Origin of the sequence: Nocardia sp. NPDC056952 (assembly GCF_042674185.1) — a bacterium.
GTDB lineage: Bacteria > Actinomycetota > Actinomycetes > Mycobacteriales > Mycobacteriaceae > Nocardia.
This window is the reverse complement of sequence record NZ_JBHURA010000008.1, coordinates 142,819-169,508: the sequence shown is the minus strand read 5'-3', so window position 1 is coordinate 169,508 and position 26,690 is coordinate 142,819. Positions and strand designations below refer to the sequence as shown.

The window sequence follows — 26,690 nt, the reverse complement described above, 5'->3', positions numbered from 1 at the left end:
TAAGCCTCACCTATCAAGACCTTGCTTAGGCTAACCTCCAAGACGACCCAGTTTCGCCGCGAGAGAGAACCCTGATGAGAAATCCGCGTTGGTGCGGGTGGCTTCTTGCCGCATTCGCGCTGGTCGCAGTATGTGCTCTCAGCCTGCTGGTCGGCACGAAAGCCATTGCGATCGGCGATGTCTGGCAGGCACTGTTCGGCGTGAGCACTACTCCCGATCACGTGACCGTCACCGAGTACCGCGTGCCACGCACTCTGCTCGGGCTGCTGGTCGGGCTCGCGCTCGGCGTCGCGGGCTGCTTGATGCAGGGCCTGACCCGCAACCCGCTGGCAGACCCCGGCCTGCTCGGCGTCAACGCGGGAGCGGCCTTCGCGATCACCATCGCCGTCGCGATGTTCGGCGTGAGCGAGATCACCTCGTACGTCTGGTTCGGATTCCTCGGCGCCGCGCTGGTGTCGGTGGTCGTCTACCGCGTGGGCACCGCCGGACGATCCGGCACCGACCCGGTGCGGCTGACGCTGGCCGGCGTCGCCGCCACCGCGGTTCTCGGCGGCCTGACCAGGGGCTTGATCCTCATGCACCCCAAGGCTTTCGACGAAATGCGTCAGTGGGATTCCGGCGGACTCACCGGACGCGGATTCGAGATCCTCTACGGCGCGGCCCCGTTCATCGCGGCGGGCCTGATCATCGCGGCGCTGTGCGCGCGCTCGCTCAACGCGGTCGCGCTCGGCGACGATCTGGCGCACTCGCTGGGTGTGCACGTGGGCCGCACGCGCCTGTTCACCGCGCTGGCGGTGGTGCTGCTGTGCGGCACCGCCACCGCCGCGGTGGGCCCGATCGCGTTCGTCGGTCTCGCGGTTCCGCATGTGGCCCGCTGGCTGATCGGACCCGACCAGCGCTGGATCTTCGCCTATTCGCTGGTGCTCGCACCGATCCTGGTGCTGTCGGCCGACATCGTGGGCCGCCTCGTCATTCGTCCCGATGAAGTCCCCGCAGGCTTGGTCACCGCGTTCCTCGGGGCGCCGGTACTGATCTGGCTGGCCCGTCGCGCAAGAGTAGGTGCCGCCGCATGAGTTCGACGATCGATTTCGGCCGCGCGATGCTGGTGGTCCGGCCGCGCGGAACACGTTTCTCCGCCCGGATCGGCGTGCGCACCCTGGTGGTCTGCGCTGTCCTGCTCACGATCTCGGTGGTGACGGCGGTGCTGGCCCTCGGCAGCGGTGACTACCTGATCCCGCCACTGCGGGTGTTGCGCGCGCTGGTGATCGGCGACGAGCGGTTCGACCGGCTGGTGGTGTGGGACTGGCGGCTGCCGCGCATCCTGCTCGCCCTGATCCTCGGCGCCGCGCTGGGCGTGAGCGGCGCCATTCTGCAATCGGTGACCAGGAATCCGCTGGGCAGCCCGGACATCGTCGGGTTCAACACCGGCGCCTACACCGGCGCGCTGATCGCCATCCTGACCCTGGGCGGTGGGCACCTGCAGACCGCGACCGGTGCGGTGATCGGCGGGCTCGGCGCCGCCCTGGTCATCCACCTACTCGCGTTCCGGCACAACGTGGCCGGGTTCCGGCTGATCATCGTCGGCATCGGCGTCAGCGCCATGCTCGCCTCGATCAACACCTGGCTGATCCTGCGCGCCGACCTGGACGCGGCGATGTCGGCGGCGGCCTGGGGTGCGGGCACGCTCAACGGACTCTCGTGGCCGCAGGTCGGTCCCGCGGTGGTGATCCTCGCGCTGCTGGCGATCGCGCTGATCCCGGCGGCACCCCGCTTGCAGATCCTCGAACTCGGTGACGACACCGCCCGGGCGTTCGGTCTGAATGTCAGCCGGGCGATGCTGTGGCTGATCGTGCTCAGCGTCGCGTTCACCGCGGTGGCGACGGCGGTCGCGGGCCCGATCGCGTTCGTCGCCCTCGCCGCACCGCATCTGGCGCGCAAGCTGGCCCGCACACCGTCGATCGCGCTCGCGCCCTCGGCGGCGATGGGAGCGATGTTGCTGATCACCTGCGACTGGATCGCCCAGCACGCGTTCGCCCCGACCACCGTGCCGGTCGGCCTCGTCACCGTCTCGGTCGGTGGCCTGTACCTGGCATATCTGCTGGTCGCCGAGGCGCGACGGAACTAGGAAAGCGAAAAGATGAACGACACTTCACGGCTACGCGCCGACCGGGTCCGCCTCGGCTACAAGGGCACCACGATCAGCGACCAGCTGTCGGTGGATATCCCGGACGGCAAGTTCACGGTGATCATCGGCCCGAACGCGTGCGGCAAGTCCACGCTGCTGCGCGCACTGGCCCGGCTGCTCACCCCCGAGTCGGGAACCGTGCTGCTCGACGGCAAACCGATCAGTTCCTACCCGGCGAAGCAGGTGGCCAGGCAGATCGGTCTGCTGCCCCAGACCTCCACCGCGCCGGACGGCATCCGGGTCGCCGATCTCGTTGCCCGCGGCCGCTATCCGCATCAGACGCTGCTGCGGCAGTGGTCGAAGGCCGATGAGGAAGCCGTCACCTCGGCGATGGCGGCGACCGGTGTCACCGAGTTGTCGGCGCGGATGGTCGATGAGCTCTCGGGCGGTCAGCGCCAGCGGGTGTGGATCGCGATGGTGCTCGCCCAGGACACCCCGCTGATCCTGCTCGACGAGCCGACGACCTATCTCGACATCGCCTATCAGATCCAGTTGCTCGATCTGTGCCGGTCACTGAACCGCGAATCCGGGCGGACCGTCGTGGCCGTGTTGCACGACCTCAACCACGCCTTCCGCTACGCCGATCACCTCGTCGCCATGCGCGACGGGCGGGTGGTCGCGACGGGTGCGCCCGCCGACATCGTGACCGCCGAGCTCGTCGACGAGGTCTTCTCGTTGCGGTGCCGAATCGTCGACGACCCGGAAACCGGTACGCCACTGGTGATTCCGCTGGCACAGGATGCCGCCAAGGTGCGCTAGACCTGCGGCGATGCGGCAGCCGAACATAGGTATTCCGCAATTAGTTAAGTTAGGCTAACCTAACTGATTGTGAATGTGACGAGGGAGGGAGTTGCCGTGACAGATGGTCTCGAGTTGCCGCTGACCGGACCGCAGCTCGGCATCTGGAACGCCCAGCGCTTCGATCCCGAGTCCGGGCGCTACCTGGTCGGCGAGGTCCTCGAGATCACCGGGGACGCTCCGATCGATGTCGGCCTGCTGAGCGAGGCGATCCGTCGCACCGTCACCGAGGCCGAGAACATGCGGCTGCGGTTCACCGAAACCGCTGACGGGCCAAGGCAATTCGTGAGCAATGCCGAAGCGGTGCTGCGACCGACCGTCGATCTCCGGGCGGCTGCGGAGCCGATGGCTTTGGCCTACGAGGCCGTCGCGCTGGAGCGCGAGCAGGCCGCGCAACGGTGCCGGGGCATGGTCGACCGGCAACTCTACAACTACACGCTGATCCGGATCTCCGACTGCGTGGTCTGGTGCGTGCAGCTCTACCACCACCTCATCGTCGACGGTTACAGCGCGGCGCTGCTCTCGCGCCGGGTCGCCGCCCACTACACCTCCCTCCGACGCGGAACACCCTCGCCGAAACAAACTTTCGGAACCATCGCCGAGTTGGTCGCCGAGGAGCAGGCCTATCGGTCCGGCCCCGAATTCGAGGCCGACCGCGCCTACTGGCGCGACCAGCTCACCCCCTGGCCGGATCTCGACGGTCGCGGTCGCCACCTGGGCGGTGCGGTCGAGCGGACGATCCGCGCCGAAGCCATCCTGTCCACCGAACTGCTCGCGGCACTGCGCGAAAGCGCCGAACGGCACGGCATCACGTGGGCCGACGCACTCGTCGCCTGCTACGCCGCGTTCCTGCACCGCCAACTCGGCACCGCCGATGTGGTGGTGTCGATGCTGCTGATGGGCCGGGTCGGCCGTGCCGCCCTGCGCACACCCGCCATGGCGGTGAACGTGCTTCCCCTGCGGGTCACGGTGAGCGCGGGTGACCGGCTCGGTGAACTGGGTCCCCGCATCGCCGACATCCTGCGCGAGGTCCGCAAGCACCAGCGCTACAGCGGCGACGACCTCGCCCGCGACTTCCACGGCCACGGCGCGGGCGAACTCCTGCACGGAATCGGCATCAACCTCAAGGTTTTCGACTTCACCCTCGATTTCGACGGCGCGCGTGGTGTGCTACGCAATGTGGCAGGCGGGCCACCGGAGGACCTCGGGCTGACCGTCACTCCGCTGCCCGACGGCACGGTGCTGCTCGGATTCGAATCCGATGCGCGAACCAACGACGCGGACACGGTGCGCGGGCGGATCGGCCGGTTGGTCCGGGTGATCGAGTCCTTCACCGGGTCGGACAAGATCGCGGTGGGTGCGCTCGAACTGCTCGATCCGGCCGAGCGCACGCGGCTGCTGGCCGCGCGCTCGACGGCAATGCAGCTGCCGGACACCGAAACCCGGGCTCTTCACGACGACGAGCAGTCGGTCGCGATGGTCCCCGACCTTCTCGAACAGGTGCTCACCGAGCAACCGGACGCCGTGGTGCTGAGTTCGGCGCAGGCCGAGTACACCGCCGCCGAACTTCGGCTCCGGGTGAACCGGCTCGCGCGCTTGCTGCGCGAGGCCGGGGTCGGGCCGGACGCGATCGTCGGCCTCGCGTTACCCCGCGATGTGGAATTCGTCGTCGCGGTGCTCGCCGTCTGGCGGGCCGGTGGCGCCTATCTCCCTCTGGATCCGGAACATCCGGTCGCCCGGCTGCGCGCCACGATCGCGGACGCGGGCCCCGCCGTGGTGCTCAGCGCCGGTGAGTTGGCGGCCCAGCTCGGCGCCGACGCCATCGCGATCGACGACGCCGACTTCCGTGCGCGGCTCGACGACAACGCGGACACCGATTTCGCTCTCGCGGTGCGGCCCGAGCACGCGGCCTACGTGATCTACACCTCGGGCTCGACCGGACAGCCGAAAGGTGTTGTCGTACAGCACGGCTCCCTGGCCGCACTCGTCGCCGCGCACCGCGCCGGGATCCACGCCGCCGCCGCGAGGCGCGCGGGCGACCGTCAGCTGACCATCGCGCACACCACCTCCTTCGCCTTCGACGCCTCGCTCGACCCACTGCTGTGGATGACCGCCGGACATCGAATCCACGTGTACGACAGCGATACCCGGCGCGACCCGGCCGCCCTGGTCGAGGCTTTCGCCCAGGACGGCATCGACGTCGTCGACGGCACTCCGTCGTTGGTCGCCGCCCTGCTGGAACACGGCTTGACCAGCGAACTACCGTCGTCGGCACAGTCGAGCCCGGTCGGCCGGAAGTCGGCGACAGCGAGCACCGAGGTGATCGGGCAGATCTCGACAGCGACGGATCTCGCGAGCGCCGATGGGACAGCGCGCCCGCCGCTGACGCTGGTGATCGGCGGCGATGCCTGCTCGGCGGAGCTGTGGGGCGCGATCGATCGCGGCGGGTTCGCGGCGGTCAATCTGTACGGCCCGACCGAGGCGACGGTGGATGTGATCGGGGCGCCGATCGACGGCGCTGGTCCACGGATCGGGATGCCGGTCGCGGGCTCACGGGCTCACCTGTTGGACAACGGATTGCAGATCGTCGCCGACGGACAGGTCGGCGAGCTGTACCTCGCAGGTCCGCAGATCGCGCGGGGCTACCTCGGCCGATTCGCCACTACCGCGCAGTCTTTCGTCGCCGATCCGTACGGTCCGCCGGGAGCACGGATGTACCGCACCGGCGACCGGGCGCGCTGGGTTCCCGGGCTCGGCTACGAATACCTGGGCCGGGTCGACAACCAGGTGAAGATCCGCGGCCACCGCGTCGAACTCGGTGATGTGGCAGCGGCACTCGAAGGTCTGACCGAGATCCGCACCGCGGCAGCCGATATCCGGGACATCGCCGGGCGCCCCACCCTGATCGGCTACGTCGTCGCCGCGACGGGCGAGCTCGATACCTCGGCCGCCCGCACCCGCCTGGCCGGCCTGGTCCCCGAGCACATGGTGCCTGCGCGACTCGTCGTCCTCGACGCCCTGCCCACCACGGTCAACGGAAAACTCGACCGCACGGCGCTCCCGGACCCGGCAACGGACGAGTCCGGACGCGCGCCGGCTACCGCTGCCGAACATGCTGTCCACCAGGCGATCTCGACCACCCTCGGCCTCGACACCGTCAGCATGGACGACGACTTCTTCGCCGTCGGCGGCGACAGCATCACCGCCATCACCGTCAGCAGCGGCCTGCGCGCCGAGGGCCTCACCCTCCTCCCCCAGCAACTATTGACCCGGCGCAGCCTCGCCGCGCTGGCCGCGGAGGCGGCCCCCGAGCCGCACCATCCCACGACCGCCGTGGGATTCGAGTCGGCACCCGCTGTCTCGTCGTCGCTCCCGACAGCGCCCGGCCGCCTGATCGCAGCGCTCGCGCAGAGCGACGTGGACGAGTTCAGCGCGACCTACGGACCGGTCGCCGACGTGCTCCCGCTGTCCCCCTTGCAGGAGGGATTGCTGTTCCACGCACTGCGCGACGGCGCCGACGACGTGTACACGATGACGGCCCGCTTCAGCCTCGACGGCGTCGTCGATCCGGAGCGCATGGGTGCGGCGTTCGCGAGCATGCTGCGGCGGCATCCGAACCTCGGCGCGGCATTCAGCTATGAACAGTTCGACCAGCCGGTGCAGATCGTGCCGCGGGCACCGGGGGTCTCGTGGCAGGTCGAGGATCTGCGCGAGACACCTGATCCCGAAGCGCGAGCACGGCTTTCGGTGCGGCGCGCCGGCTCCGAACCGTTCGATATCGATCAGCCGCCGCTGATCCGCGGCCTCCTGATCCGCCTCACCGACACCTCGCACTGGCTGGTTCTGCTCGCCCATCACCTCCTGGCCGACGGCTGGTCGGTACCGACGATGGTCCGGGAAACCCTCGCCCTCTACACCGGCGAGCCCCTCTCGCCCCCCGCCTACTTCGGCGACTACCTCACCTGGCTCGCCACCCGCGACACCACAGCGACCCTGCACTGGTGGACCGAAAGCCTCACCGGCCTGCGCACACCGACCCTGCTCGCCGCCACCCCTACATCCGCAACCGATCCGGTGGATTCGACGACGGCCCAGCGACAGCGTCCGGTCGGACTGCGGGTTCCGCTCGCCGCCGACGTGGCGACAGCCTTGGCCGAGAACGCCCGGCGGCACGGGCTGACCGTGAATACCGTGCTGCAGGGCGCGTGGGCGATGGTGCTCGCGGATCACTTCGGGCGCACCGATGTGGTGTTCGGGACCGTGGTTTCCGGGCGTCCCGCTGATCTCGCCGGTGTCGGCGGGATGGTCGGATTGTTCAGCAATACCGTGCCGGTGCGGGTGTCGCTCGGGGCCGGCAGGCCGGTGGCCGAGCAGTTCGGGCAATTGCAGCAGACCTCGTTCGACGGCCAGGCCCGGGGATACCTCGGGTTGGCCACCATCGAGCGGGCGCTGGGAATCGGACGGCTGTTCGATTCGCTCGTCGTGTTCCAGAACTTCCCGAAAGCCGGTCTGTTGCAGCCGGATCCCGGTGGTGTTCAGGTGGTGGACGTCGATGTGGACGGGCTGACCGACTTCCCGGTCACGGTGACCGCGTTGCCCGGTGCCGAGTTCGCGCTGATGCTGCACCACGATGCGGCCGCAGTGCCCGGCCCGGTCGCCACCCGGCTCAGTGATCGCCTCGGCGCCGTATTGTCCACGCTGGCCGCCGATCTCGACGGTTCCGTCGAGGAAGCCATGGCTGCCGCGATGCCGTCGGAAACACGCGGCAGCACGCTGGCCGACTGGTCGGTGACGGCGACGATCTCCGCCGACGCGCCCGCCGTCACCGCGAACGGCGTGACGCTCTCGTTCGGTGAATTCGACAGCCGGGTCCATCGGCTCGCGCGCTGGCTCATCGACGAGGGCATTCGGCCCGAAACCGTGGTCGCGGTGGCGATGACGCGTGGCATCGAGTCCATCGTCGCCGCGCACGCGGTGTGCCGGGCCGGCGGGGTCTACCTGCCGCTGGATCCACACAGTCCCGCGCAGCGCGCCGACAGGATCCTCGGAACATCGCGCGCGGCGCTGGTTCTCACCACCGCGGCCGACGGCTTCACGACCGATCGCGCACCTGTGGCGCAGGTCGAAACATTGGATCTGTCCGGTTTCGCCGATACCCCGGTCTCCGACCTCGACCGACTCGCGCCACTGCGCCCCCGCAACGCCGCGTACCTGCTGTTCACCTCGGGCTCCACCGGCGAACCCAAGGGCGTGAGCGTCTCGCACGAGGCCATCGCCAACACCTTCGAATGGATGCAGCGACGGCACCGGTTCGGCGCGGGCGACACCGTCTTGTACCGCACCGCGGCGACGTTCGACGCCTCCCTGCTCGAACTGTTCCTGCCGCTGCTGGTCGGTGCGCGCGTCGTCGCGGCACCGGTGTCGGGTCGACTCGACCGCGACCCGCACTACCTGACCGACCTGATGGCGACCGAGCGGGTCGGCATGGTCCAGCTCACCTCGTCGATGCTCACCGTGCTCGCCGAGGAAGCCGATCTGAGCGGCTGCACCGCGCTGCGCTGCGTGATCACCGGCGGCGAACCGCTACCGCCGCCGACCGCGGCGCGGATCAGAGCGCTCACCGGCGCCCGCGTCCACAACCTGTACGGGCCCACCGAGGCCGCGGTCTGCATCACCCACCACGAGACCTCCGACGCCGACCGCGGCAATGTCCCGATCGGTCTGCCCGCCACCGGCGCCGATGTGCGTGTTCTCGACCCCGAACTGCGCCCGGTCGCGGTCGGTGTGATCGGCGAGCTGTACCTCACGGGAACGCAGTTGGCGCGCGGCTACCTCGCCCGCCCGGCCCGGACCGCGGGTTCGTTCGTCGCCGACCCGCTGGGACACGGCGAACGCATGTACCGCACCGGCGATCTCGTGAGCTGGGGCCCGCACGGCGAACTCGACTACGTGGGCCGCGCCGACAGCCAGGTGAAGCTACGCGGTCAGCGCATCGAACTCGGCGAGATCGAGGCAGCCCTGCTGAGCTGCCCCGGCGTCGCCCACGCGGCGGTGATCCTGCGCGAAGACACCCCCGGCGATCAGCGCCTCGCCGCCTACCTGGTGGCCAAGGCGGACACCGGCATCGACATCGTCGCGGTCCGTTCCGGCTTGCGAGCACGGGTGCCCGCCTACATGGTCCCGGCCGCGTTCGTCGTGCTCGACCACATCCCCCGCACGACCAGCGAGAAGATCGACCGCAAGGCCCTGCCGATCCCGGCCTACGACGCCGACCCGAGCAGTGGGCGGGTAGCCGAAACGAACACGGCCAACGGTGCTGTCGGCTCCCACTTCGCGGTCGGCACCGCGACGGCGACCGGCAGCGGCCCGCGCCAGGACGCCGAGCTGATCAGCGCCATCCGTTCGGCGATGGCAGCCGTCCTGTCCATTACCGACATCGGTGCCGACGCCGACTTCTTCGAGGCAGGCGGTCACTCCCTGACCGCCGTCCGCGTGATGGGCAGGCTGCGGCGGGCAGGTCTGGCGGTCGTCCTCGACGATGTCTTCGAGGCGCCGACCCCACGGGCACTCGCCGAGCGGATCGCCCAGAGCGACAATGCCTCTCGCGCGTCTTCCCGAGCACACGACGCGAAGGCCGACGATGCCTGGGGTTCCCGGCTCGATCATGTCCTCGAACTCCGCACCACCGGTTCGCGCGAGCCACTGTTCTGCGTTCACCCGGTCGGCGGCACCGCCTGGCAGTTCGGCCCCCTCGCCACACTGCTGCGAGCCGACCGCCCGCTCATCGGCCTACAGCTCCCGACTCTGAGCGACACCACCTTCCGTGCCGAGACCATCGACGACCTGGCCGCGCACTACGTGGCCACCATCCGCCGAATCCAACCGCACGGCCCCTACCACCTGCTCGGTTACTCCCTCGGCGGCACCGTCGCCCACGCCATGGCAGCCGCACTGACGGCCGCGGGCGAGCAGGTCGCCTTCACCGGACTGGTCGACGCGTTCGCCCTGTCCGATCTCACCGAACAGGCGACCCGCGCCCTCACCGACCCCGCCGATCTGGACCGGTTGCTGCCCGGCATCCCGGACGACGCACCAGAACTGGCGACGAAACTGCGCGAGGCCGCGACAACCCTGCTCGGCATGGTCACCGCGTCCACCGCGGCCGACTACGACGGCCCGATGGCGCTCTACGCCGCCGACACCGGAACCACACCGGGCCGCACCGAGGCGCAACTGGCGGGCTGGCGGTCCGCACGGGCCCGGCTCGTGGTGCGCCGACTGCCCTACTCCCACTTCGAGATCGTGTCGCCCGCCGGCTGGGCCGAGGTCGCGGCACTTCTCGACACAGACCCGGTGATCGGCGGCTGAGCATGCAGCGCACCGCTTTTCACCGTTCGAAAAGAAAGATGAGGACAACTCCTTCCATGTTCACCACACGATCATCGGGCAGGCTCCGCGCCACCCTCGCCCTGCTGGTTCTCGCGCTGATCGCAGCGCTCACCGGCTGCAGCACCTCTTCGGGCGACACCGCCGCACCCAGCGGCCCCCGCGAGGTCCAGACCCCGAAGGGCCCGGTCTCCGTCCCCGCGGATCCGCAGCGCATCGTCGTGCTCAACGGCACCCTGGCCGGCTACCTCTACGACCTCGAGGCGCCGGTCGTCGCCGCCGACCCGCGGCTGCTCGGCGTCGCCAGCAAGCCGGGTGAGTTCCCGTCCGGCTGGGCCGAGGACGCGGCGAAGCAGGGCACGAAGGCCCTGCCCACCGGTGAGAACATCAACCTGGAGTTCATCGCCGCCCAGCGCCCCGACCTGATCATCGGCGGCGGCCAGGGCTACCCGGCGCAGCAGTCGGTGAACGCCTACGACCAGCTCAGCGCGATCGCCCCGACCGTGCTGGTGCCGACCGAGACCACCTACTGGCAGGACCAGCTGCGAGTGATCGCCGACGTGGTCGGCAAGCCGTCCAAGGTCGACCAGCTGATCACCAACTACAAGGACAAGCTGGCCAAGGCCAAGGCCGCCATCAAGGCGCCCGCGGGCAACACCGTCATCATGCAGTCGCTCAAGAGCCAGAAGCCGACCGCGTTCGTGCCCACCGCCGCACTGCCCACGCTGCTCTCGGAGGTCGGGTTCACCCTGGACCAGCAGCTCGAAGCCAAGGCGGGCAACCCCGCTCGCGAAGGCAGCGCCGATTTCATCAGCTTCAGCCCGGAGCTGCTGAACACCGCCGTCGACGCGCCCGTGCTGTTCATGATCCCGCTCAACGGCGGCCGGAGCCTGGCCGAGCTGCGGGCCGACCCGATGTACGCGTCGCTGCCCTCGTTCAAGGCGAACACCGTCTTCGAGCTGCCCGCGACCAGCTCACGTCCTGACTACCGCACGGTCATGACCACGCTCGATCTGCTCGTGGAACGCTTCAAGTGACAGCGGTCGGCGGCCTGCTCATCGACATCAGCCCGCTGCGGACCTCGCGTCCGTTCCGGTGCGCGTTCGCGGCGCGGCTGGTGTCGGTGCTGGGGCTCGGGCTGCTCATGGTGGCCCTGCCGTTGCAGGTCTATCAACTGACCGGGTCGACCCTGCAGGTCGCCGGCATCGCGACAACCACCGCTGCCGCGTTGTTCGCCGGCAGCCTCGCGGGCGGTGTGATCGCCGACCGTTACGACCGGCGCAACGTGATCCAATGGTCGCGCAGCGCCGCGGGTTTCGGGTTCCTGATCCTCGGTATCAACGCGGTGCTGCCGGATCCGATGCTCTCGGTGATCTATCTGGCCGCCGTCATCGACGGACTCGCGGGCGGCGTCAGCGGCTCCGCGTTGATGGCTCTGGTCCCGATGTTGGTCGGTCGCGAGAAGATCGCGGCGGCAGGCGCTTTGACCGCGCTCACCACCGACCTCGGCACCATGATCACGCCCGCGATCGCCGGTGTGCTCGTCGCGCAGGCGGGGGTGTCGGTCGCGTTCTTCCTGTGCGCGGGCGCCACCGTCGCCACGGTCGGGTTGATCACCGCGATCGGGCCCGCGCCGCCACCGGCCCGCGACCTGCAGAACCCGGTGCGCGAGCTGGCGATCGGCATTCGATTCGCGGTGCAGCACAAAACCATTCGCATCATCCTGCTCACCGGCTTGCTCGCCATGCTGGTCAGCGGCCCGCTGGTGCTGCTGCCCGCCTTCGCCGAAGTCGAACTCGGCGCGGGCCCCGGCACCCTCGGCCTGCTCTACGCCGCGCCGGGCGCCGGTGCGGTCATCGGCTCGCTCACCAGCGGCTGGATGAGCCGCACCCGCTACAACGGGCTCGCCTTGCTGATCTCGCTGGCCCTCATGCCGCTGGGCGTGATCGCCGCCGGGCTGTGGTCGCACGCGGCGCTGGTGTTCCTCGGACTGGCCGGCTTCGGCCTGGCCAGGGCGGTGAACATCGTGCTGCGCTACACCCTGCTGCAACAGCAGGCGCCCGAGGAACTGCGCGGCCGGATGGCCGGACTTCTCATGGTGCAGTCGGTGACCGGCACCGCGATCGGTTCGATGGCCGCCGGACTCGTCGGCCAATTCTTCGCACCGGGTTCCGCGCTCGTGTTCTACGGCGTCGCGGTCCTGGTTCTCACCGGCGTGGTGGCGCTTGCCGCCGGGCCGCTGCACGGAAAGGAACAGCAGTGACAGATCGCAGTGGCTATGCCGCGCGCATCGCCGAAGTGCTCGCCGGCGAGCACGGCGCGAAGGTCCCGTACCCGATCGGATTGCAGGAAGTGGAGGTGATCCGCACGGTCGCGATCGGGGCCGGCCTGCTCAGGATCACCTTCGGCGGGCCCGATATCGCGTCCTTCCACAGCTATGTGCCGGATGAGCATGTGCGCCTGGTCTTTCCGTGCGAGGACGGGGTACTGCGGCTGCCCGCGCGCGACGGTCAGTCGCTCGAGTGGGGCAACCCGCGCCCGGTGTCGCGCGAGTACACCGTGCGCCGCCACAGCGTCGCCGACAACGAACTCGATATCGATTTCGCGATCCACCCCGGCGGCTTGGCCTCGGAGTGGGCGAGCGCGGCGACCCCGGGCACCAAGATCCACATCGCGGGCCCTCCCGGTGGCGTCGTCGTCCCGGAGTCCTACGACAAGTTCCTCTTCGTCGGTGACATCACCGCGCTGCCCGCCATCGCGCGCTGGCTGGAACGACTGCGGCGGAGCGCGCAGGGCTGGGCGTTCATCGAGGTGACCGGACCAGAGGAAGAGATCGAGATCGATGCGCCCGCGGGTATCGAGGTGCGCTGGCTGCACCGCGGCGACCTCGAGCCGGGCACCGGTGACGCGCTGGAGAAGGCCGTACGCGGTGTGGAAGTAGCTGCCGGACAGCGGGTTTACGCCTGGGTCGCCGGCGAGGCCGGCTGTCTGCGCGGCATCCGCAAGGTGGTGCGCGGCGAACTCGGGATCGGGCCGAAGGACTCACTGATCGCCGGTTACTGGAAGCGCGGCGTCGCCGACTTCGATCGAGAGGAATGAGCGATGACCGACGAACAAGTCATCACAGATGTGGCAACGGCGCTCGGCGTCGACCGCTCGGAACTGGCCACCGACACCGACCTGCTCGACGCGGGGCTGGACTCGGTTCGCATCATGTCGCTCGTGGAGAAATGGCGGTCGGCCGGACATGCAGACATCGACTTCCCCACGCTCGCAGGTGATCCCGTGCTCGGGTCGTGGATCGAACTTCTGGCCTGATCGCGTGGTGCGCGCCGGGGGCGGCTCGAAATCCGCGCCGCCCCCGGCTCGGTCAGTTGCCGTGCGCACCGTCGGCGAGTGCCTGCCGCAGATCCTTGCGGCTGGTCTTGCCGACGCCGGTTTCCGGGAATTCGTCGACGACCACGACCGTGTCGGGCATCTTCCACGCCGCCACGCCGCGCGAGCGGACGAACTTGCGCACCGAGATCAGCGTGGGCCGCTGTGCCGGGTCGATCGGCTGAATGAAGGCGCAAATGCGCTGACCCAGCACAGGATCCGGCGTTCCCACGATGACAGCGTCGCGGACCGCGGGGTGTTCGAGCAGGTGCGCCTCGAGCTCTTCGGCCGATACCTTCTCGCCGCCCCGGTTCACCCAGTCGCCCGCGCGGCCCGCGACCACGAGATTGCCGTCGGGGCGCACGGACACGATGTCGCCGGTGCGGTACCAGCCGTCGGCGGTGAAGCTGCGGGCATCGGCGGCGGGGTTGTCGTAGTACCCGCGAATGGTGTACGGGCCCTGCGTGATCAGGTTGCCGGTGGAACCCGGCGCCACCGCGGCACCGTTGTCGTCGACGACGGCGAGCTGGTCGTACTCCGACATCGGCCGGCCCTGCGTGCTGACCACCACGTCGATCGGGTCGTCGAGCCGCGTGTAGCAGACCAGCCCCTCGGCCATGCCGAACACCTGCTGCAAGGTCACACCGAGCGCGGGACCGATCCGGCGGGCGAGCTCGTCCTGGCACCGCGCCCCGCCCACCTGGAGTACGCGCAGACTGGACAGATCCGCGGTCTCGCCTGCCTCGGCGCGCTCGGTCCACAGCCGCGCCAGCGGGGGGACCAGACCTGTGATGGTGACGCCGAATCGCTCGATCAGCGGAAAGGCCGTCGCCGGAGTCGGATCGGGCGTCATCGCGACCGCACCACCCGCCCACAGCGCACCGAGGATGCCCGGCGAACTCATCGGGAAGTTGTGCGCGACCGGCAGTGTCGCGAGATAGACAGTGGCGCTGTCGAGTTCACAGATCTCGGCGCTACGGCGCACGCTGTAGAGGTAGTCGTCGTGGGTACGCGCGATGAGCTTCGGGATACCCGTACTCCCGCCGGACAGTTGCAGGAACGCCACATCGCTCGGCGACGGGCCCGCCAACTCGGTGGGAGTGTCGCGGAATTCGTCGATGTCGTGCGCGTCCTCGGGCAGCGACTCACAATCGACCAGCACCAGGTGACGCAGGCTCTCGACCTCGCCGCGCACCTCGGCGGCCAGCGCCGCGTAGTCGAAACGCTGGTGAGTGCCGCAGGTGATCATGGCCTTCGCCGCGGCGGCATCGGCGATCGGCACCAGCTCGGCCTTGCGATGGGCGGGCAGACAGAACACCGGCAGCGCGCCGAGCTCGAACAGCGCGAAGATCACCTCGACGAACTCCGCGCGATTGGGGAGCTGCACCAGCACCCGGTCACCGGGCGCGATGCCCAGGCGGGCCAAACCGGTGGCGAGCGAGCGGGAACGATGCTCGAGCTCGGCGTAGGTCCAGCTGTTCGCGTCGTCCATGACCGCGATCCGGTCCGGCGCCGCGACCGCGCGCGCGGTGAGCACATCGCCGAATGTCTCACCGGTCCAACAGTTCTGCTCTCGATATCGTTGTGCCAGCTCAGCGGGCCACGGAGTGAATCCGGGGAGCACGGGATCGGTCAAGTCGAGCACCTCTTTCCAGCGGATCTTCGAAGTTCCTCGCCGGAAGCTGTAAGGGAAGCTAACCAACCGACGACGAAATCAGGTTAGGCTAACCTCATGCATAGTGGTGAGTCCAGAGGGCGAATCGTTGTCGTCACCGGCGCCGCCGGGGGAATCGGCGCCGCGATCGCCGCCCGTTTCGCCGGCGAAGCGGGAGTTCTCTCGCTGTGGGACCGCGACCCCGCCGTCCACAAGGTCGCCGCCGATCTGACGGCACGATCGGCTCATGGCATCGAACTGGATGTCAGCGACGGCGCCCAAGTACAGGCCGCCTTCGACCGGCTCACCACGGAATTCGGAACACCCGATGTCGTCGTGCACGCGGCCGGGCTCATGGTCGGCGGCTCCGCACTCGAACTCGACCCCCAGGACTGGGCACGCTGCCTGACCGTCAACGCCACCGGCACGATGCTGGTCACCCAGCGCGCGGCCGCCGAAATGGTCCGCGCCGGTCGCGGCGCGATCGTGGTCGTCTCCTCGAACGCGGCCGCCACGCCACGCGTCGCGATGGCCGCCTACGGCGCCGCCAAGGCCGCCGCCACCGCCTTCACCCGCTCGCTGGCTCTGCAAGTCGCGCCGTTCGGCGTGCGGGTGAACCTGGTCTCGCCCGGTTCCACCGATACCCCGATGCTGCGCGAGATGTTCGGCGGCACCGTCGACGACGCGGCCGAGAATGCGCTGCTCGACGGCGATCCGAGTGTCTACCGCCTCGGAATTCCGTTGCGCCGCATCGCCGCTCCCGCCGATATCGCGGGCTCAGTCCACTTCCTGGCGTCCGAGGACGCCCGCCACATCACGATGCACGACCTGCGGGTCGACGGTGGCGCAACGCTCGACATGTGACCGAGAGGAATGATCACCATCAGTACCGACAGCTCAGACCCCGCTTTCCTGCTGTCCCGCCCGCAGCGGACCGTGTCCGCCACCGCGGGCGGGACCGTCTTCCGCTCGGCACACGACGCGATCACCGCACTGCGCAGCGGCCGGATCAGCCACATCGTCGGCGCGCTACCGTTCACCCCTGGTGCTCCGACGGCGCTGTGGGCGCCGGACTCGGTGACGATCACCGAGGCGCCGCACCAGCCTAGTTCGCGAGCGCTCCCCCGCTTCGAACTCGATGCCGCGCTGCCCGCGCCGGAGGAGCACCGCCAGCGCGTCGCCACCGCTGTCGAACTGCTCGCCGATCCCGCGCATCCGTTGCGAAAGGTGGTGCTGGCCCGCGCTGTTCGCGCTCGGGCGCCGAAAACTGTTCGAGCACTGGATATCCTGGACCTGATGGTCGCCTCGGACCCGATGTCCAACGGATTCCTGGTCGACCTCTCCGCCGCGGGCGGGCGCTATCCCGGCCGCCACCTGGTCGGCTCCAGCCCCGAGATCCTGGTACGCCGCACCGGAAGTCAGGTCCTGAGCCACCCGCTGGCAGGCTCGGCCCGGCGAATCCTCGACGACAGCGGCGCCGACCGCGCCGCCGCCGACGCACTGCTCGCCTCCACCAAAGACCATGCCGAGCACCGCTTCGTGACCGACCAGGTTTCCGCCGTCCTGCGTGACCGGTGCGCCGAAGTACAAACTCCCGCACCAGAACTCACGGCCACACCGGCGATGTGGCATCTGGGCACGCCGATCACCGCGACAGTCCCGCTCGCCGGGCCATCGGCACTGGAGTTGGCAGTAGCACTGCACCCGACCCCCGCGATCTGCGGCACACCCACCGCGGCGGCCGCCCGCGTGATCGCCGAACTCGAGGGCGAACGCGGCTTCTACGCCGGTGCGGTCGGCTGGTGCGACGCCGACGGCAACGGTGAGTGGATGGTGAGCATTCGCTGCGCCGAGCTGTCCGCCGACGGCACCACCCTGCTCGCGCACGCGGGCGGCGGGATCGTCGCCGCCTCCGACCCCGCCGCCGAATTGGCCGAGACCACCGGCAAATTCCAGCGCATCCTCGGGCCGCTCGGTATCGCCGATCTGCCCGTCACCGTCGGCTGACCCCGCCGACCCAACGCTCAACGGAGACTCCCCATGCCCATTCCCCCGATCGCGCCCTATCCCATGCCGACCGCGGACGAGTTCACCGCCGACCAGGTCGACTGGACCGCCGAGGCCGGCCGCAGCGCACTGCTGATCCACGACATGCAGCAATACTTCCTCGACGCCTACGACCTCTACCGCGATCCCGCGCGCACCCTCATCGCCAACATCGCCACTCTGCGCGATCACTGCCACCGGTTCGACATCCCGGTCATCTACACGATGCAGCCCGGCGACCAGCATCCGTCACGGCGCGGAATACTCGCCGACTTCTGGGGCACCGGCATGTCCGAGGGCGCCGATACCGAGGTGATCAACGCCATCGCCCCCGACCCGCAGGACATCCAGGTCACCAAGTGGCGCTACTCCGCCTTCCAGCGCACCGATCTGCGTGAGCTACTCGGCTACTACGGTCGCGATCAACTCCTCATCACCGGCGTCTACACCCACATGGGCTGCATGCTCAGTGCCGCGGAAGCGTTCATGGGCGACGTGCGCCCCTTCCTCGTCCACGATGCCACCGCCGATTTCAGCCGCGACGAACACATCATGGCGCTGAACTACGTCGCCCGCCGCTGCGGTGCCGTCACCAGCACCGACGATCTGATCCGTCAGCTCGACACCACGAAGGTGGAATCCACCGAACGCCGATCCGCCTGATCGGTACCGACCAAAGGCCCTGCCGTTCCGATCAACGGCAGGGCCTTTTGCCCGCCGAGTCACCCCTGAACCTGCCCAAGAGAAGTAGAAGGAACACCTTTCATGTCAGTTCATCGAATGACGGCGCGCATGCGCGCCGCCGTCGCACTCCTGATCGTCGCGGTGGCCGCGACGGCAGCGGGCTGCGGCAGCTCCACCGCCGACCAGGCCGCCGGCGCAGGCACTCGCCAGGTGGACACCGCCAAGGGCCTCGTCACCGTGCCGGCCGACCCGCAGCGCATCGTGGTCCTCAACGGCGCTCTCGCCGGCTACCTCTTCGACCTGGATGCCAAGGTGAAAGCCGCGGACCCCCGCATTCTGGGCATCACGCTGAAGCCCGGCGAGTTTCCCCCGTCCTGGGCGGCGGATGCCGCGGAGCAGGGCACCGAGGCGGTGCCCTCCGGCGAGGACCTGAACCTGGAGTTCATCGCCGCCCAGCGGCCGGACCTGATCATCGGCGGCGGCCCCGGCTTCCCGGGCATGCAGTCGATCAAGAACTACGACAAGCTCACGGCCGTCGCGCCTACCGCGCTCGTACCCTCCGACGCCGCCAACTGGCAGGACCAGTTGAAGTCGGTGGCCGATATCGTGAACCGCCCCGGCAAGGTGGACAGCATGATCGCCACCTACAACGACAAGGTCGCGAAGGTGAAGTCCGGCGTGAAGCTGCCGCAGGGCGCGACGGCCGTGATGCAGTCCCAATCGGACGGCAAGCCCATCCTGCTCGCCCCCAACACCCCGCTGGCCACACTGCTCGCCGACGTCGGATTCACCATCGACGACAAGATCGAAGCGAAAGCGGGCAACCCGCCCCGGCCCGCGGCGGGCGACTGGGTGACCTTCAGCCCCGAACTACTGAGCACCGTCGTCGACGCTCCGGTGCTGTTCGTGATCTCGGTCGACAACGGCCGCGATATCGCCCAGCTGAAGGCAGATCCGGCGCTCGCGATACTCCCGGCCTTCCAGAAGGGTCAGGTCTACGAACTGCCCGCGGACAGCAAACGGCCGGACTACCGGGTTGCCATGGCGACCCTCGACCTGTTGGCCGAGCGCTTCAAGTGAGACAGCCGTCGGCGGCCCGCTGACCTAGCGCGCCGACGAAGCCCAGGGCTCGGTGGCCCGCACCGTCTGGTCGTCGACGCGATCACCTGACTGCTCGGCAGAGTGGGTGATCGAAGTCGGGATCTTGGGAAACGCGTGGGCGTGGTGGCGCCCGATCCAGGTGAGCAGCTCCTCGCGGACCGCGCAGCGCAGGGTCCACGCATCGTCGGCATCGGCGGCCGACATCGTCGCGCGGACGACGATGTCGGTCGGCGTGCTGTCGGTCACCAGCAGGTTCCAGTTGCGGCCGTCCCATTCCCGGCACTCGCGCAGGTAGGTGTGCAGGTGCTCACGCAGCGCGGGCACCGGGGTGCTGTGGTCGAGGTGCAGTAGTACTGTGCCGGTGACCTGTGAGCCGCCCCGCGACCAGTTCTCGTAGGGCTGGCTGTTGAAGTAGGACACCGGCATGGTGAGCCTGCGGTCGTCCCAGATCCGCACGGTCAGGAAGGCCAGGGTGATCTCCTCGACAGTTCCCCACTCCCCTTCCACGACAACGGTATCGCCGATCTTGACCGAGTCGCCGAAGGCGATCTGCAACCCGGCCATGAGGTTGCTCAATGTCGACTGGGCGGCAACACCGACGATGATGCCGATCACGCCCGCCGAGGCCAACATCGACGTGCCGAGGGTCCGCAGACTCGGGAACAGCAGCAGGATGGCCACCGCGGCGGTGGTGACCACCAGCACCGAGGTGACGATGCGACGCACCAGTCCGAGCTGGGTGCGCAACTGGCGCACGCGCGAAACCTCGCTGGCGCGTTGGGCATAGCGGCCCAGCAGGCTTTCGGCGACCACATCGGTAGCCCGGATGACCAACCACACCGCGGCGATGATGGCCGCCGTCGCCAGGAAGCTCCGGATCACCACGTCCTGGCGCAGGTCGAGCTCGGCAAGCGGGTAGACCGCGTGCAGGGTGACCGTCCCGAGCAGAACCTGAAGCGGCAGTTGCAGTCGCCGCAGCGACGGCAGATGGACGCTGGGACTGCGGCGCGCCGCGTAGCGCAGCACCCGCTCTACCAGCAAACCCACCGACACCGTGATCGCCACCGTAGCGAGCAGCACGATGATCGGCCGTAATATCTCCTCCACGAGATCGAACTCCTCTCGTTGCCGGCTTGCCTCAGCTGCGGCATACCCACACCCGCCGGCCACAGACATGACCGTCTGATTGCGAGTCGTAGGGTCGGCACAACGACAAGAGGCTCCGCTGTTCAACGCGAACAGCGGAGCCTCTTGCGGTTGTATTCGGCTGTCTTACAGCGCCTTCAGTTCCTCGGTGACCGCACCGACGGACTTCTTCGCATCGCCGAACAGCATCGAGGTGTGGTCGGCGTAGAACAGCGGGTTGTCGATACCGGCGAAGCCGGAGTTCATCGAGCGCTTGAGCACGATGACGCTCTTGGCCTGGTCGACATTGAGCACCGGCATGCCGTAGATCGGGCTGGACTTGTCGTCGCGGGCCGCCGGGTTGGTGACGTCGTTGGCGCCGATGACCAGGACCACATCGGTACGGTTGAACTCACCGTTGATGTCGTCCATTTCCTTCATCGCGTCGTAGGACACCTCGGCCTCGGCCAGCAGCACGTTCATGTGACCGGGCATGCGACCGGCGACCGGGTGGATCGCGTACTTGACCTCGACACCCTTGCCCTCGAGCAGCAGCGCCATCTCCTTGACCGCGTGCTGGGCCTGCGCCACGGCCATGCCGTAGCCCGGGACCACGATCACCTGGTTGGCGTAGGCCATCTGGATCGCGGCGTCGGCGGCGGAGGTGGCCTTCGCGGTCTTGGCCTCACCGTCACCCGCACCTGCCACAGCGCCGCCGCCACCGAAGCCACCGGCCACGATCGCGGGGATGGAGCGGTTCATGGCCTTGGCCATCAGGTTGGTGAGGATGGTGCCCGAGGCGCCGACGATCATGCCCGCGACGATCATCGCGGTGTTGTTCAGCGCCAGACCCGCGGCCGCGGCCGACAGACCGGTCAGGGCGTTGAGCAGCGAGATGACGACCGGCATGTCCGCGCCACCGATGGGCAGCACGACCATCAGGCCGAGCACACCGGCGAGCACGAGCAGGCCGATCATCCACAGCTGCGAAACGCCACCGTTGTCGGCACCGAGGCCGATCACGACGGCGCACACGATCGCGCCGACGAGCAGGATCAGGTTCAGCGGCTGCTGCAAGCGGCCGACGCTGATCGGCTTGCCGGACAGGAGTTCCTGCAGCTTCGCGAAGGCGATGATCGAGCCCCAGAAGGAGATCGAGCCGATCACCGCGGCGAACAGCGAACCGATGATGATGTGGATGGTCGGCTCTTCGTGCAGCTGCGAGAAGCCCGCGCTGTCGACGAATTCGGCCCACGCGATCAACGCGACGGTGCCACCACCGACGCCGTTGAACGCCGCGACCAGCTGCGGCATCTCGGTCATCTTGGTGCGGATGGCGGGCGGAACACCCAGTGCCACACCGACGATCAGACCGGCGGCGATGAGAATCCAGTTGAGCAGGGCCGCGTGCCGCACCGAGATCAAGGTGGCGACCACCGCGATACCCATACCGACAGCGGCGATCTGGTTGCCGCGCACGGCCGTCTTCGGGCCGGTCAGGCCCATCAGACCGTAGATGAACATGGAGAAGGCCACGATGTAGAGGCCGTTGACCAGGTAGGTCATGTTGTCGACTGCGTGCATCACTCGGCCGCCTTCTTCTTACCCTTGAACATGCCGAGCATGCGGTCGGTGACCACGAAGCCACCGATGACGTTCAGTGTTCCGAACACCACCGCGACGAACAGGATCACCTGTACGAGCAGCGAGGGGTCCTTCACATTGCCCAGGGTCACCAGCGCACCGAGCACGACGATGCCGTGAATGGCGTTGGTGCCCGACATCAGCGGGGTGTGCAGGGTGTTGGGGACCTTGGAGATCACGGCGAAACCGACGAAGCCGGAAAGCACGAGGATCGCGATGTTGGCGAGAAGTTCGGTGTACATCAGGCTTCCACCTCACGGGTGACGCAGGAATCCGCCAGGACCTGATCGTCGAAGTCGGGGGCGAGCTTGCCGTCGACCAGCATCAGTTCCAGCAGCGCCGAGATGTTCTTCGAGTACAGCTCGGAAGCGTGCTCGGGCATCGTGGCGGGCAGGTTCAGCGGCGAGGCGATGGTCACCTCGTGCTTGACCACGACCTCGCCGGGCTCGGTGAGCTCGCAGTTGCCACCGGTCTCACCGGCCAGGTCGACGATCACGCTGCCGGGCTTCATGCCCTCGACAGCGGCCGCGGTGACCAGGCGCGGTGCGGGGCGACCCGGCACCAGCGCGGTGGTGATCACGACGTCGAAGCCCTTGATGGCGTCTTCGAGCGCCTTCTGCTGCTGGGCCTTCTCCTCGTCGGTGAGTTCGCGGGCGTACCCACCCTCACCGGCGGCGTCGATCCCCAGATCCAGCCACTGCGCACCGACCGAGCGCACCTGATCGGCGACCTCGGGACGCACGTCGTAACCGGTGGTCCGCCCGCCGAGCCGCTTGGCCGTGGCCAGCGCCTGCAGACCGGCGACACCGACACCGAGCACCAGCACGGTGGCCGGCTTCACGGTGCCCGCGGCGGTGGTCAGCATCGGGAAGAACCGGGTCGACTCCGACGCGGCGAGCAGCACGGCCTTGTACCCGGCCACGTTCGCCTGCGAGGACAGGGCATCCATCACCTGGGCGCGCGAGATACGCGGAATCGCCTCGACGGCGAAAGCCTGCACACCGGCGGACTTCAGCGCGCCGATCTGATTCTCGGCATTGCGCGGCGCCAGGAAACCGATCAGGGTCTGCCCGGAGGACAGCTTGCCCACCTCGGCATCACTGGGCGGGGCGACCTTGACGACGACCTCGGCCGACCATGGGTCACCGATGGTCGCGCCTGCCTCTACATAGGCAGCGTCGGGAATGAGAGCGCCGAGGCCGGCACCGGCTTCCACGATCACCTCGACACCCTGCTTGGACAGGGCGGGGATGATCTTGGGCACCAATGCGACTCGCCGCTCACCCGGGCCGGACTCGCGAACGACTCCGACACGCGCTCCGCGCGGCGAACCCTCGCCCACGTTTTGCGTTGTCTCCACTAGTCAGACTTCCTTTTCGTGCTGGCTTCGAGCCTGGGAACAACGGGGCGCCGAAGTTACCTGTGAGTAAGTTCGACTGAAATCCTGGCAACTGTACTCGGCTCGCGGTGAGCCTAGCGGAGATGCCCGTCACAACGGAGAACTGGACTGACGACCACAAAACGGACACCGCGGCCCTCGTCAGCAGTGACAACCAGCTCCCGGCCCGGCAGACACCGGGCGGTACCCGCACCGAGATTCGTCGCCGCAGGTGGGACACGCAAGAGCGCACATCCACGTCGGTTACTTACCTCGACGTCCGACTCCGGGCCGGACGCCCGCGCATCCGACGAGACGTGATGCGCGTCATGGTAGTGACCCGTTCGGGCTGTTGCGCGACCCAGATCACACCGTAGGGTCGAGGCCGTGAACGACTGCGCCTTCTGTCTGATCGTGGCGGGTGCCGCACCGGCAACCATGGTCTACTCCGACGACGCGGTCTGCGCGTTCCTCGACATCCGTCCCATCACCCGTGGCCATACCCTGATCGTTCCCAAGGTCCACGCGACCGAACTCGACGATCTCGATCCCGACCTCGGCGCCCGGATCTTCCGCACCGGCCACCGTCTGGCCCGCGCCCTGCGCCTGAGCGGGCTGGCGAGCGACGGCGCCAACCTCATCCTCAACGACGGCACCGCCGCGTTCCAGACCGTCGGCCACGTCCACCTGCACGTGGTCCCCCGCAAGCACGGTGACAAACTCACCTTCGCCAAGGGTTTCCTGCTGCGTCGCCCGCACGAACCGAATTCGACCGCAGCGGCGATCCGCGCCGGCCTCACCGCGCTCGACCAGAGCGAAGCAGAAGGAGCACAGGGATGATCGAGACGCCGGGGCGCGAACAACTCACCGACCTGCTCGCCGAGCAGTGGGAAGCCATCGCGCTGCTGGTCACCGACCTCGACGAAAAGGCTTGGCGCCGAACATCTCCACTGCCCGGCTGGACCCTGTTCGACGTGGTCGCGCACGTGATCGGCACCGAGTCGTGGTTACTCGGCGAGACACCGCCGCCGCACGATCCCCTGCGTCCCAAGACCGACGTGCGAACCCTGCCGCATGTCCGCAACGAAGTGGCCGTGCTCAACGAGATCTGGGTCGACCGGTTGCGCCCGCTCTCCGGCAAGCGGCTGCTCGCGCTGTTCGACGAGACCACCGAGCGTCGCCGGGCGGCACTGGCCGCCATGGACGACGACGCCTGGCAGGCGCCGACCGTCTCGCCGGTGGGGCAGGTCCCCTACGGGCGGTTCATGCGGGTGCGGCTGTTCGATTGCTGGATGCACGAACTCGACCTCGCCGACGGGATCGGGCGCAGCGTGCCCGAGGGTGGCGCGCGGGCCGAGGCCGCGTTCGCCGAACTGACCATCGGTCTCGGCCGCGCGGTGGTGAAAGGCGCCAAGGCGCCGGATGGTTCGCTGATCACGCTGGACCTGACCGGTCCGGTGACCAGGCAGGTGCACCTGTCGGTCGCCGGTGGGCGCGGATCGGTTCTCGACGAGGTTTCCGACGAGCCGACCACCGTGATCCGCGTGGACTCCGGGCTTTTCGCGCGACTGCGCGGTGGGCGCACCACCGCCGACCGGCACCCCGGCGAAGTCGTCGTCGAAGGCGATACCGCGCTCGGTGAGCGGCTCGTACGGAATCTGGCGTTCACCATCTGATGCGGCTTTTCCTGGCGTCGTACAGGTTCGGTGGTTTCGCCGATCGGCTCGTCGGGCTCGTCGGTGCGCCGGGACGCGTCGCGGTGATTCCGAACGCGTGTGACGCGTGGCCCGATGCCTGGTCGTCGGCGGTGACGAGCGATGTGAAACCGCTGGAGCAACAAGGCTATTCGCCGGACGTGCTGGATCTGCGCGAGTACGCCGGGCAGCCGGAGCGGCTGGAACGGCACCTGCGCGGGTTCCCGATGGTCTGGGTGCGCGGCGGCAACACGTTCGTTCTCCGCGCCCAATTCGCCCGCAGTGGAGCCGATTCCGTGCTGCCCGCGTTGTTGCGCGAGGACGCGCTGGTCTACGCGGGCTACAGCGCGGGCGCGTGCCTGCTCGGACCCGATCTGCACGGGCTGGAAACCATGGACGACCCCGCCGAGGTGCTACCCACCACCGGCATCGAACCACAGTGGGACGGACTGGGTTTGGTCGATCGTCGCCTGATCGTCCACCTCGACTCCCCCACCGACCCGGATGGCGACTCTGCCGCGATGCTGGCCCACTGCGTCGCCGAGGACATCCCGCACTGGGCGCTCACCGACAACGACGTCGTCCTGGTCGACGGCGATCGCACCGAGGTGCTCCGGGGTTGACGCCGCGGGCACACCGACGCGCGATCACGCGGCGGTCGTCGCCGCCACCGCTGACCGGCGGCGGAAGACGAGCCAGCGCATCGCGCAGTACATGTACACGGCCTCGCAACCGCCCGCGAGCAACCTGGCCAGGTGATACTCCAGGCCGAGCGCGGTGAGACCCGAGCCGACGCCGAGGATGAACGCCAGGTAGTTCACCAGGACCACGACCACGTACACCGCCGCCTGCTTGCCCATCGGCGCATGGGAGTGGAAGTTGAACGTGCGGTTGAGCAGGAAGCTCAGCCCGAACGCCACAATGTAGGCGAGGGTGATCGACAGCCAGACGGGCACACCGAAACCGCCGTGCAGCAGTGTGAGCAACAGCAGGTCGACACCGAAGGTGAAGCTGTTGATCAGCGCGAAGCCGAGGAACGTCGCGGGCACATACCGGTCGAGCCCCCACGGCAACCGGGCGACGACCGCCTCACACCAACGGGTGAATCGATCGGCCACCGATTCGGTGACGCTCGCCTGATGCTCCACGCGGCCAGCCTGCCAGCGGCAGATGAAGCCAGGGTGAGCAACCGGCAAACGGGTGGGCCGAGCAGCTAGCGGCTGACCGCCGCGATCGGGCGAGTATCGAACGAGGCCCACGCGGCGAGGCAGCGGCGGCGGGTGAGCTCATCGGCCTCGGCGAGCAGAGCGTCCCGCAGCAACGCGGGGTCGGCCGCCCAGCGCGCGGCGATCTCGGCCAGCGCCCGGGCATCGAACATCCCGGTCGATTCCAGCGCGGACAGCCATTCGTGATGTGCGCCGGTGTGCACACAACGCATCACCTCGGTGTCGATGCCCGCGTCGGCGAACTCCGCGGCCAGCAGAGCACCCACCAGCTCGCCGCGGTCCTGCGGTTCCTTCATCATCGCCAGTCCTCCCTACGAAAAGCGGTGCGGCGCAACAACGTCGCATGATCGATGCGCGCGGAGCGCACCCGTGGAGCAGAACTCGAAACACGCTG

At 68.7% G+C, this 26,690-nt stretch carries 22 protein-coding genes; 15 read left to right on the top strand and 7 right to left on the bottom strand.

Translation table 11 applies throughout. The features are described 5' to 3' along the window. Positions 1–74: 74 nt before the first annotated feature. From ACFTS5_RS25840 to ACFTS5_RS25805, 8 genes are all read left to right on the top strand, one after another. Complete coding sequence (locus tag ACFTS5_RS25840) at positions 75–1,073, top strand: iron chelate uptake ABC transporter family permease subunit (RefSeq protein WP_378635659.1); 999 nt, start codon at positions 75–77, stop codon at positions 1,071–1,073. Continuing rightward, positions 1,070–2,125, top strand: a complete 1,056-nt coding sequence (locus ACFTS5_RS25835) for a FecCD family ABC transporter permease (protein ID WP_378635657.1) — start codon at positions 1,070–1,072, stop codon at positions 2,123–2,125. Before ACFTS5_RS25840 ends, ACFTS5_RS25835 begins: the two co-directional genes overlap by 4 nt. Before the next feature lie 12 nt (positions 2,126–2,137). After that, positions 2,138–2,944, top strand: a complete 807-nt coding sequence (locus ACFTS5_RS25830) for an ABC transporter ATP-binding protein (RefSeq protein ID WP_378635655.1) — start codon at positions 2,138–2,140, stop codon at positions 2,942–2,944. A 96-nt stretch (positions 2,945–3,040) separates the two neighbouring features. Next, the gene (locus ACFTS5_RS25825; RefSeq protein ID WP_378635653.1) at positions 3,041–10,351 is read left to right on the top strand and encodes an amino acid adenylation domain-containing protein; all 7,311 of its coding nucleotides are present in this window, start codon (positions 3,041–3,043) and stop codon (positions 10,349–10,351) included. 56 nt (positions 10,352–10,407) lie between these two features. Then, positions 10,408–11,406 (top strand): ABC transporter substrate-binding protein, encoded by a 999-nt coding sequence (locus tag ACFTS5_RS25820; protein ID WP_378635651.1) that lies wholly within the window; start codon positions 10,408–10,410, stop codon positions 11,404–11,406. Further along, positions 11,403–12,632 (top strand): enterobactin transporter EntS, encoded by a 1,230-nt coding sequence (entS, locus tag ACFTS5_RS25815; protein ID WP_378635648.1) that lies wholly within the window; start codon positions 11,403–11,405, stop codon positions 12,630–12,632. The genes ACFTS5_RS25820 and entS overlap by 4 nt, the downstream gene beginning before the upstream one ends. After that, positions 12,629–13,468, top strand: a complete 840-nt coding sequence (locus tag ACFTS5_RS25810; protein ID WP_378635645.1) for a siderophore-interacting protein — start codon at positions 12,629–12,631, stop codon at positions 13,466–13,468. Before entS ends, ACFTS5_RS25810 begins: the two co-directional genes overlap by 4 nt. Before the next feature lie 3 nt (positions 13,469–13,471). Then, a complete protein-coding gene (locus ACFTS5_RS25805; RefSeq protein WP_358061797.1) occupies positions 13,472–13,687 on the top strand; it encodes a phosphopantetheine-binding protein in 216 nt (71 codons plus the stop codon). A gap of 52 nt (positions 13,688–13,739) precedes the next feature. Here the strand turns inward: ACFTS5_RS25805 and ACFTS5_RS25800 are convergent, their stop codons facing one another. Beyond that, complete coding sequence (locus ACFTS5_RS25800) at positions 13,740–15,389, bottom strand: (2,3-dihydroxybenzoyl)adenylate synthase (RefSeq protein ID WP_378635643.1); 1,650 nt, start codon at positions 15,387–15,389, stop codon at positions 13,740–13,742. 87 nt (positions 15,390–15,476) lie between these two features. On the opposite strand from ACFTS5_RS25800, the gene ACFTS5_RS25795 reads away from it, so the two are divergent. The 4 genes from ACFTS5_RS25795 (at position 15,477) to ACFTS5_RS25780 (ending at position 19,208) form a co-directional block, all read left to right on the top strand. Beyond that, positions 15,477–16,262 (top strand): SDR family oxidoreductase, encoded by a 786-nt coding sequence (locus ACFTS5_RS25795; RefSeq protein ID WP_378635640.1) that lies wholly within the window; start codon positions 15,477–15,479, stop codon positions 16,260–16,262. Between the two features lie 9 nt (positions 16,263–16,271). After that, positions 16,272–17,405 carry an isochorismate synthase MenF gene (locus tag ACFTS5_RS25790; protein WP_378635638.1) on the top strand — a complete coding sequence of 378 codons (1,134 nt, stop codon included), beginning with the start codon at positions 16,272–16,274 and terminating at the stop codon, positions 17,403–17,405. Positions 17,406–17,438: 33 nt separating this feature from the next. Beyond that, positions 17,439–18,107 (top strand): isochorismatase family protein, encoded by a 669-nt coding sequence (locus ACFTS5_RS25785; RefSeq protein ID WP_378635635.1) that lies wholly within the window; start codon positions 17,439–17,441, stop codon positions 18,105–18,107. A 102-nt stretch (positions 18,108–18,209) separates the two neighbouring features. After that, positions 18,210–19,208: an ABC transporter substrate-binding protein gene (locus ACFTS5_RS25780; RefSeq protein WP_378635633.1), complete on the top strand. Its 999-nt coding sequence runs from the start codon at positions 18,210–18,212 to the stop codon at positions 19,206–19,208. 24 nt (positions 19,209–19,232) lie between these two features. On the opposite strand, the gene ACFTS5_RS25775 is transcribed toward ACFTS5_RS25780, so the two are convergent. The 4 genes from ACFTS5_RS25775 to ACFTS5_RS25760 form a co-directional block, all read right to left on the bottom strand. Next, on the bottom strand, positions 19,233–20,336 hold the full coding sequence (locus ACFTS5_RS25775) for a mechanosensitive ion channel family protein (RefSeq protein ID WP_378635630.1): 1,104 nt from the start codon (positions 20,334–20,336) through the stop codon (positions 19,233–19,235). A gap of 165 nt (positions 20,337–20,501) precedes the next feature. Then, positions 20,502–21,920, bottom strand: a complete 1,419-nt coding sequence (locus ACFTS5_RS25770; RefSeq protein ID WP_378635814.1) for an NAD(P)(+) transhydrogenase (Re/Si-specific) subunit beta — start codon at positions 21,918–21,920, stop codon at positions 20,502–20,504. Between the two features lie 17 nt (positions 21,921–21,937). Beyond that, positions 21,938–22,240, bottom strand: a complete 303-nt coding sequence (locus ACFTS5_RS25765) for an NAD(P) transhydrogenase subunit alpha (RefSeq protein ID WP_056818017.1) — start codon at positions 22,238–22,240, stop codon at positions 21,938–21,940. Next, positions 22,240–23,358: a Re/Si-specific NAD(P)(+) transhydrogenase subunit alpha gene (locus ACFTS5_RS25760; protein ID WP_211300332.1), complete on the bottom strand. Its 1,119-nt coding sequence runs from the start codon at positions 23,356–23,358 to the stop codon at positions 22,240–22,242. The genes ACFTS5_RS25765 and ACFTS5_RS25760 overlap by 1 nt, the downstream gene beginning before the upstream one ends. A 405-nt stretch (positions 23,359–23,763) precedes the next feature. Here ACFTS5_RS25760 and ACFTS5_RS25755 point away from each other — a divergent pair, with 405 nt between their 5' ends. Genes ACFTS5_RS25755 through ACFTS5_RS25745 form a run of 3 tightly spaced genes read left to right on the top strand, consistent with a single transcriptional unit; the run spans position 23,764 to position 25,693 of the window. Then, complete coding sequence (locus tag ACFTS5_RS25755) at positions 23,764–24,216, top strand: HIT family protein (protein ID WP_378635626.1); 453 nt, start codon at positions 23,764–23,766, stop codon at positions 24,214–24,216. Next, positions 24,213–25,052 carry a maleylpyruvate isomerase N-terminal domain-containing protein gene (locus tag ACFTS5_RS25750; RefSeq protein ID WP_378635623.1) on the top strand — a complete coding sequence of 280 codons (840 nt, stop codon included), beginning with the start codon at positions 24,213–24,215 and terminating at the stop codon, positions 25,050–25,052. Before ACFTS5_RS25755 ends, ACFTS5_RS25750 begins: the two co-directional genes overlap by 4 nt. Further along, positions 25,052–25,693 (top strand): Type 1 glutamine amidotransferase-like domain-containing protein, encoded by a 642-nt coding sequence (locus tag ACFTS5_RS25745; RefSeq protein WP_378635620.1) that lies wholly within the window; start codon positions 25,052–25,054, stop codon positions 25,691–25,693. The genes ACFTS5_RS25750 and ACFTS5_RS25745 overlap by 1 nt, the downstream gene beginning before the upstream one ends. A 24-nt stretch (positions 25,694–25,717) precedes the next feature. Here the strand turns inward: ACFTS5_RS25745 and ACFTS5_RS25740 are convergent, their stop codons facing one another. Both ACFTS5_RS25740 and ACFTS5_RS25735 read right to left on the bottom strand, forming a co-directional pair. Continuing rightward, positions 25,718–26,218: a GtrA family protein gene (locus tag ACFTS5_RS25740; RefSeq protein WP_378635617.1), complete on the bottom strand. Its 501-nt coding sequence runs from the start codon at positions 26,216–26,218 to the stop codon at positions 25,718–25,720. 65 nt (positions 26,219–26,283) lie between these two features. After that, complete coding sequence (locus ACFTS5_RS25735) at positions 26,284–26,595, bottom strand: hypothetical protein (protein ID WP_378635615.1); 312 nt, start codon at positions 26,593–26,595, stop codon at positions 26,284–26,286. Between the last annotated feature and the right edge of the window lie 95 nt (positions 26,596–26,690).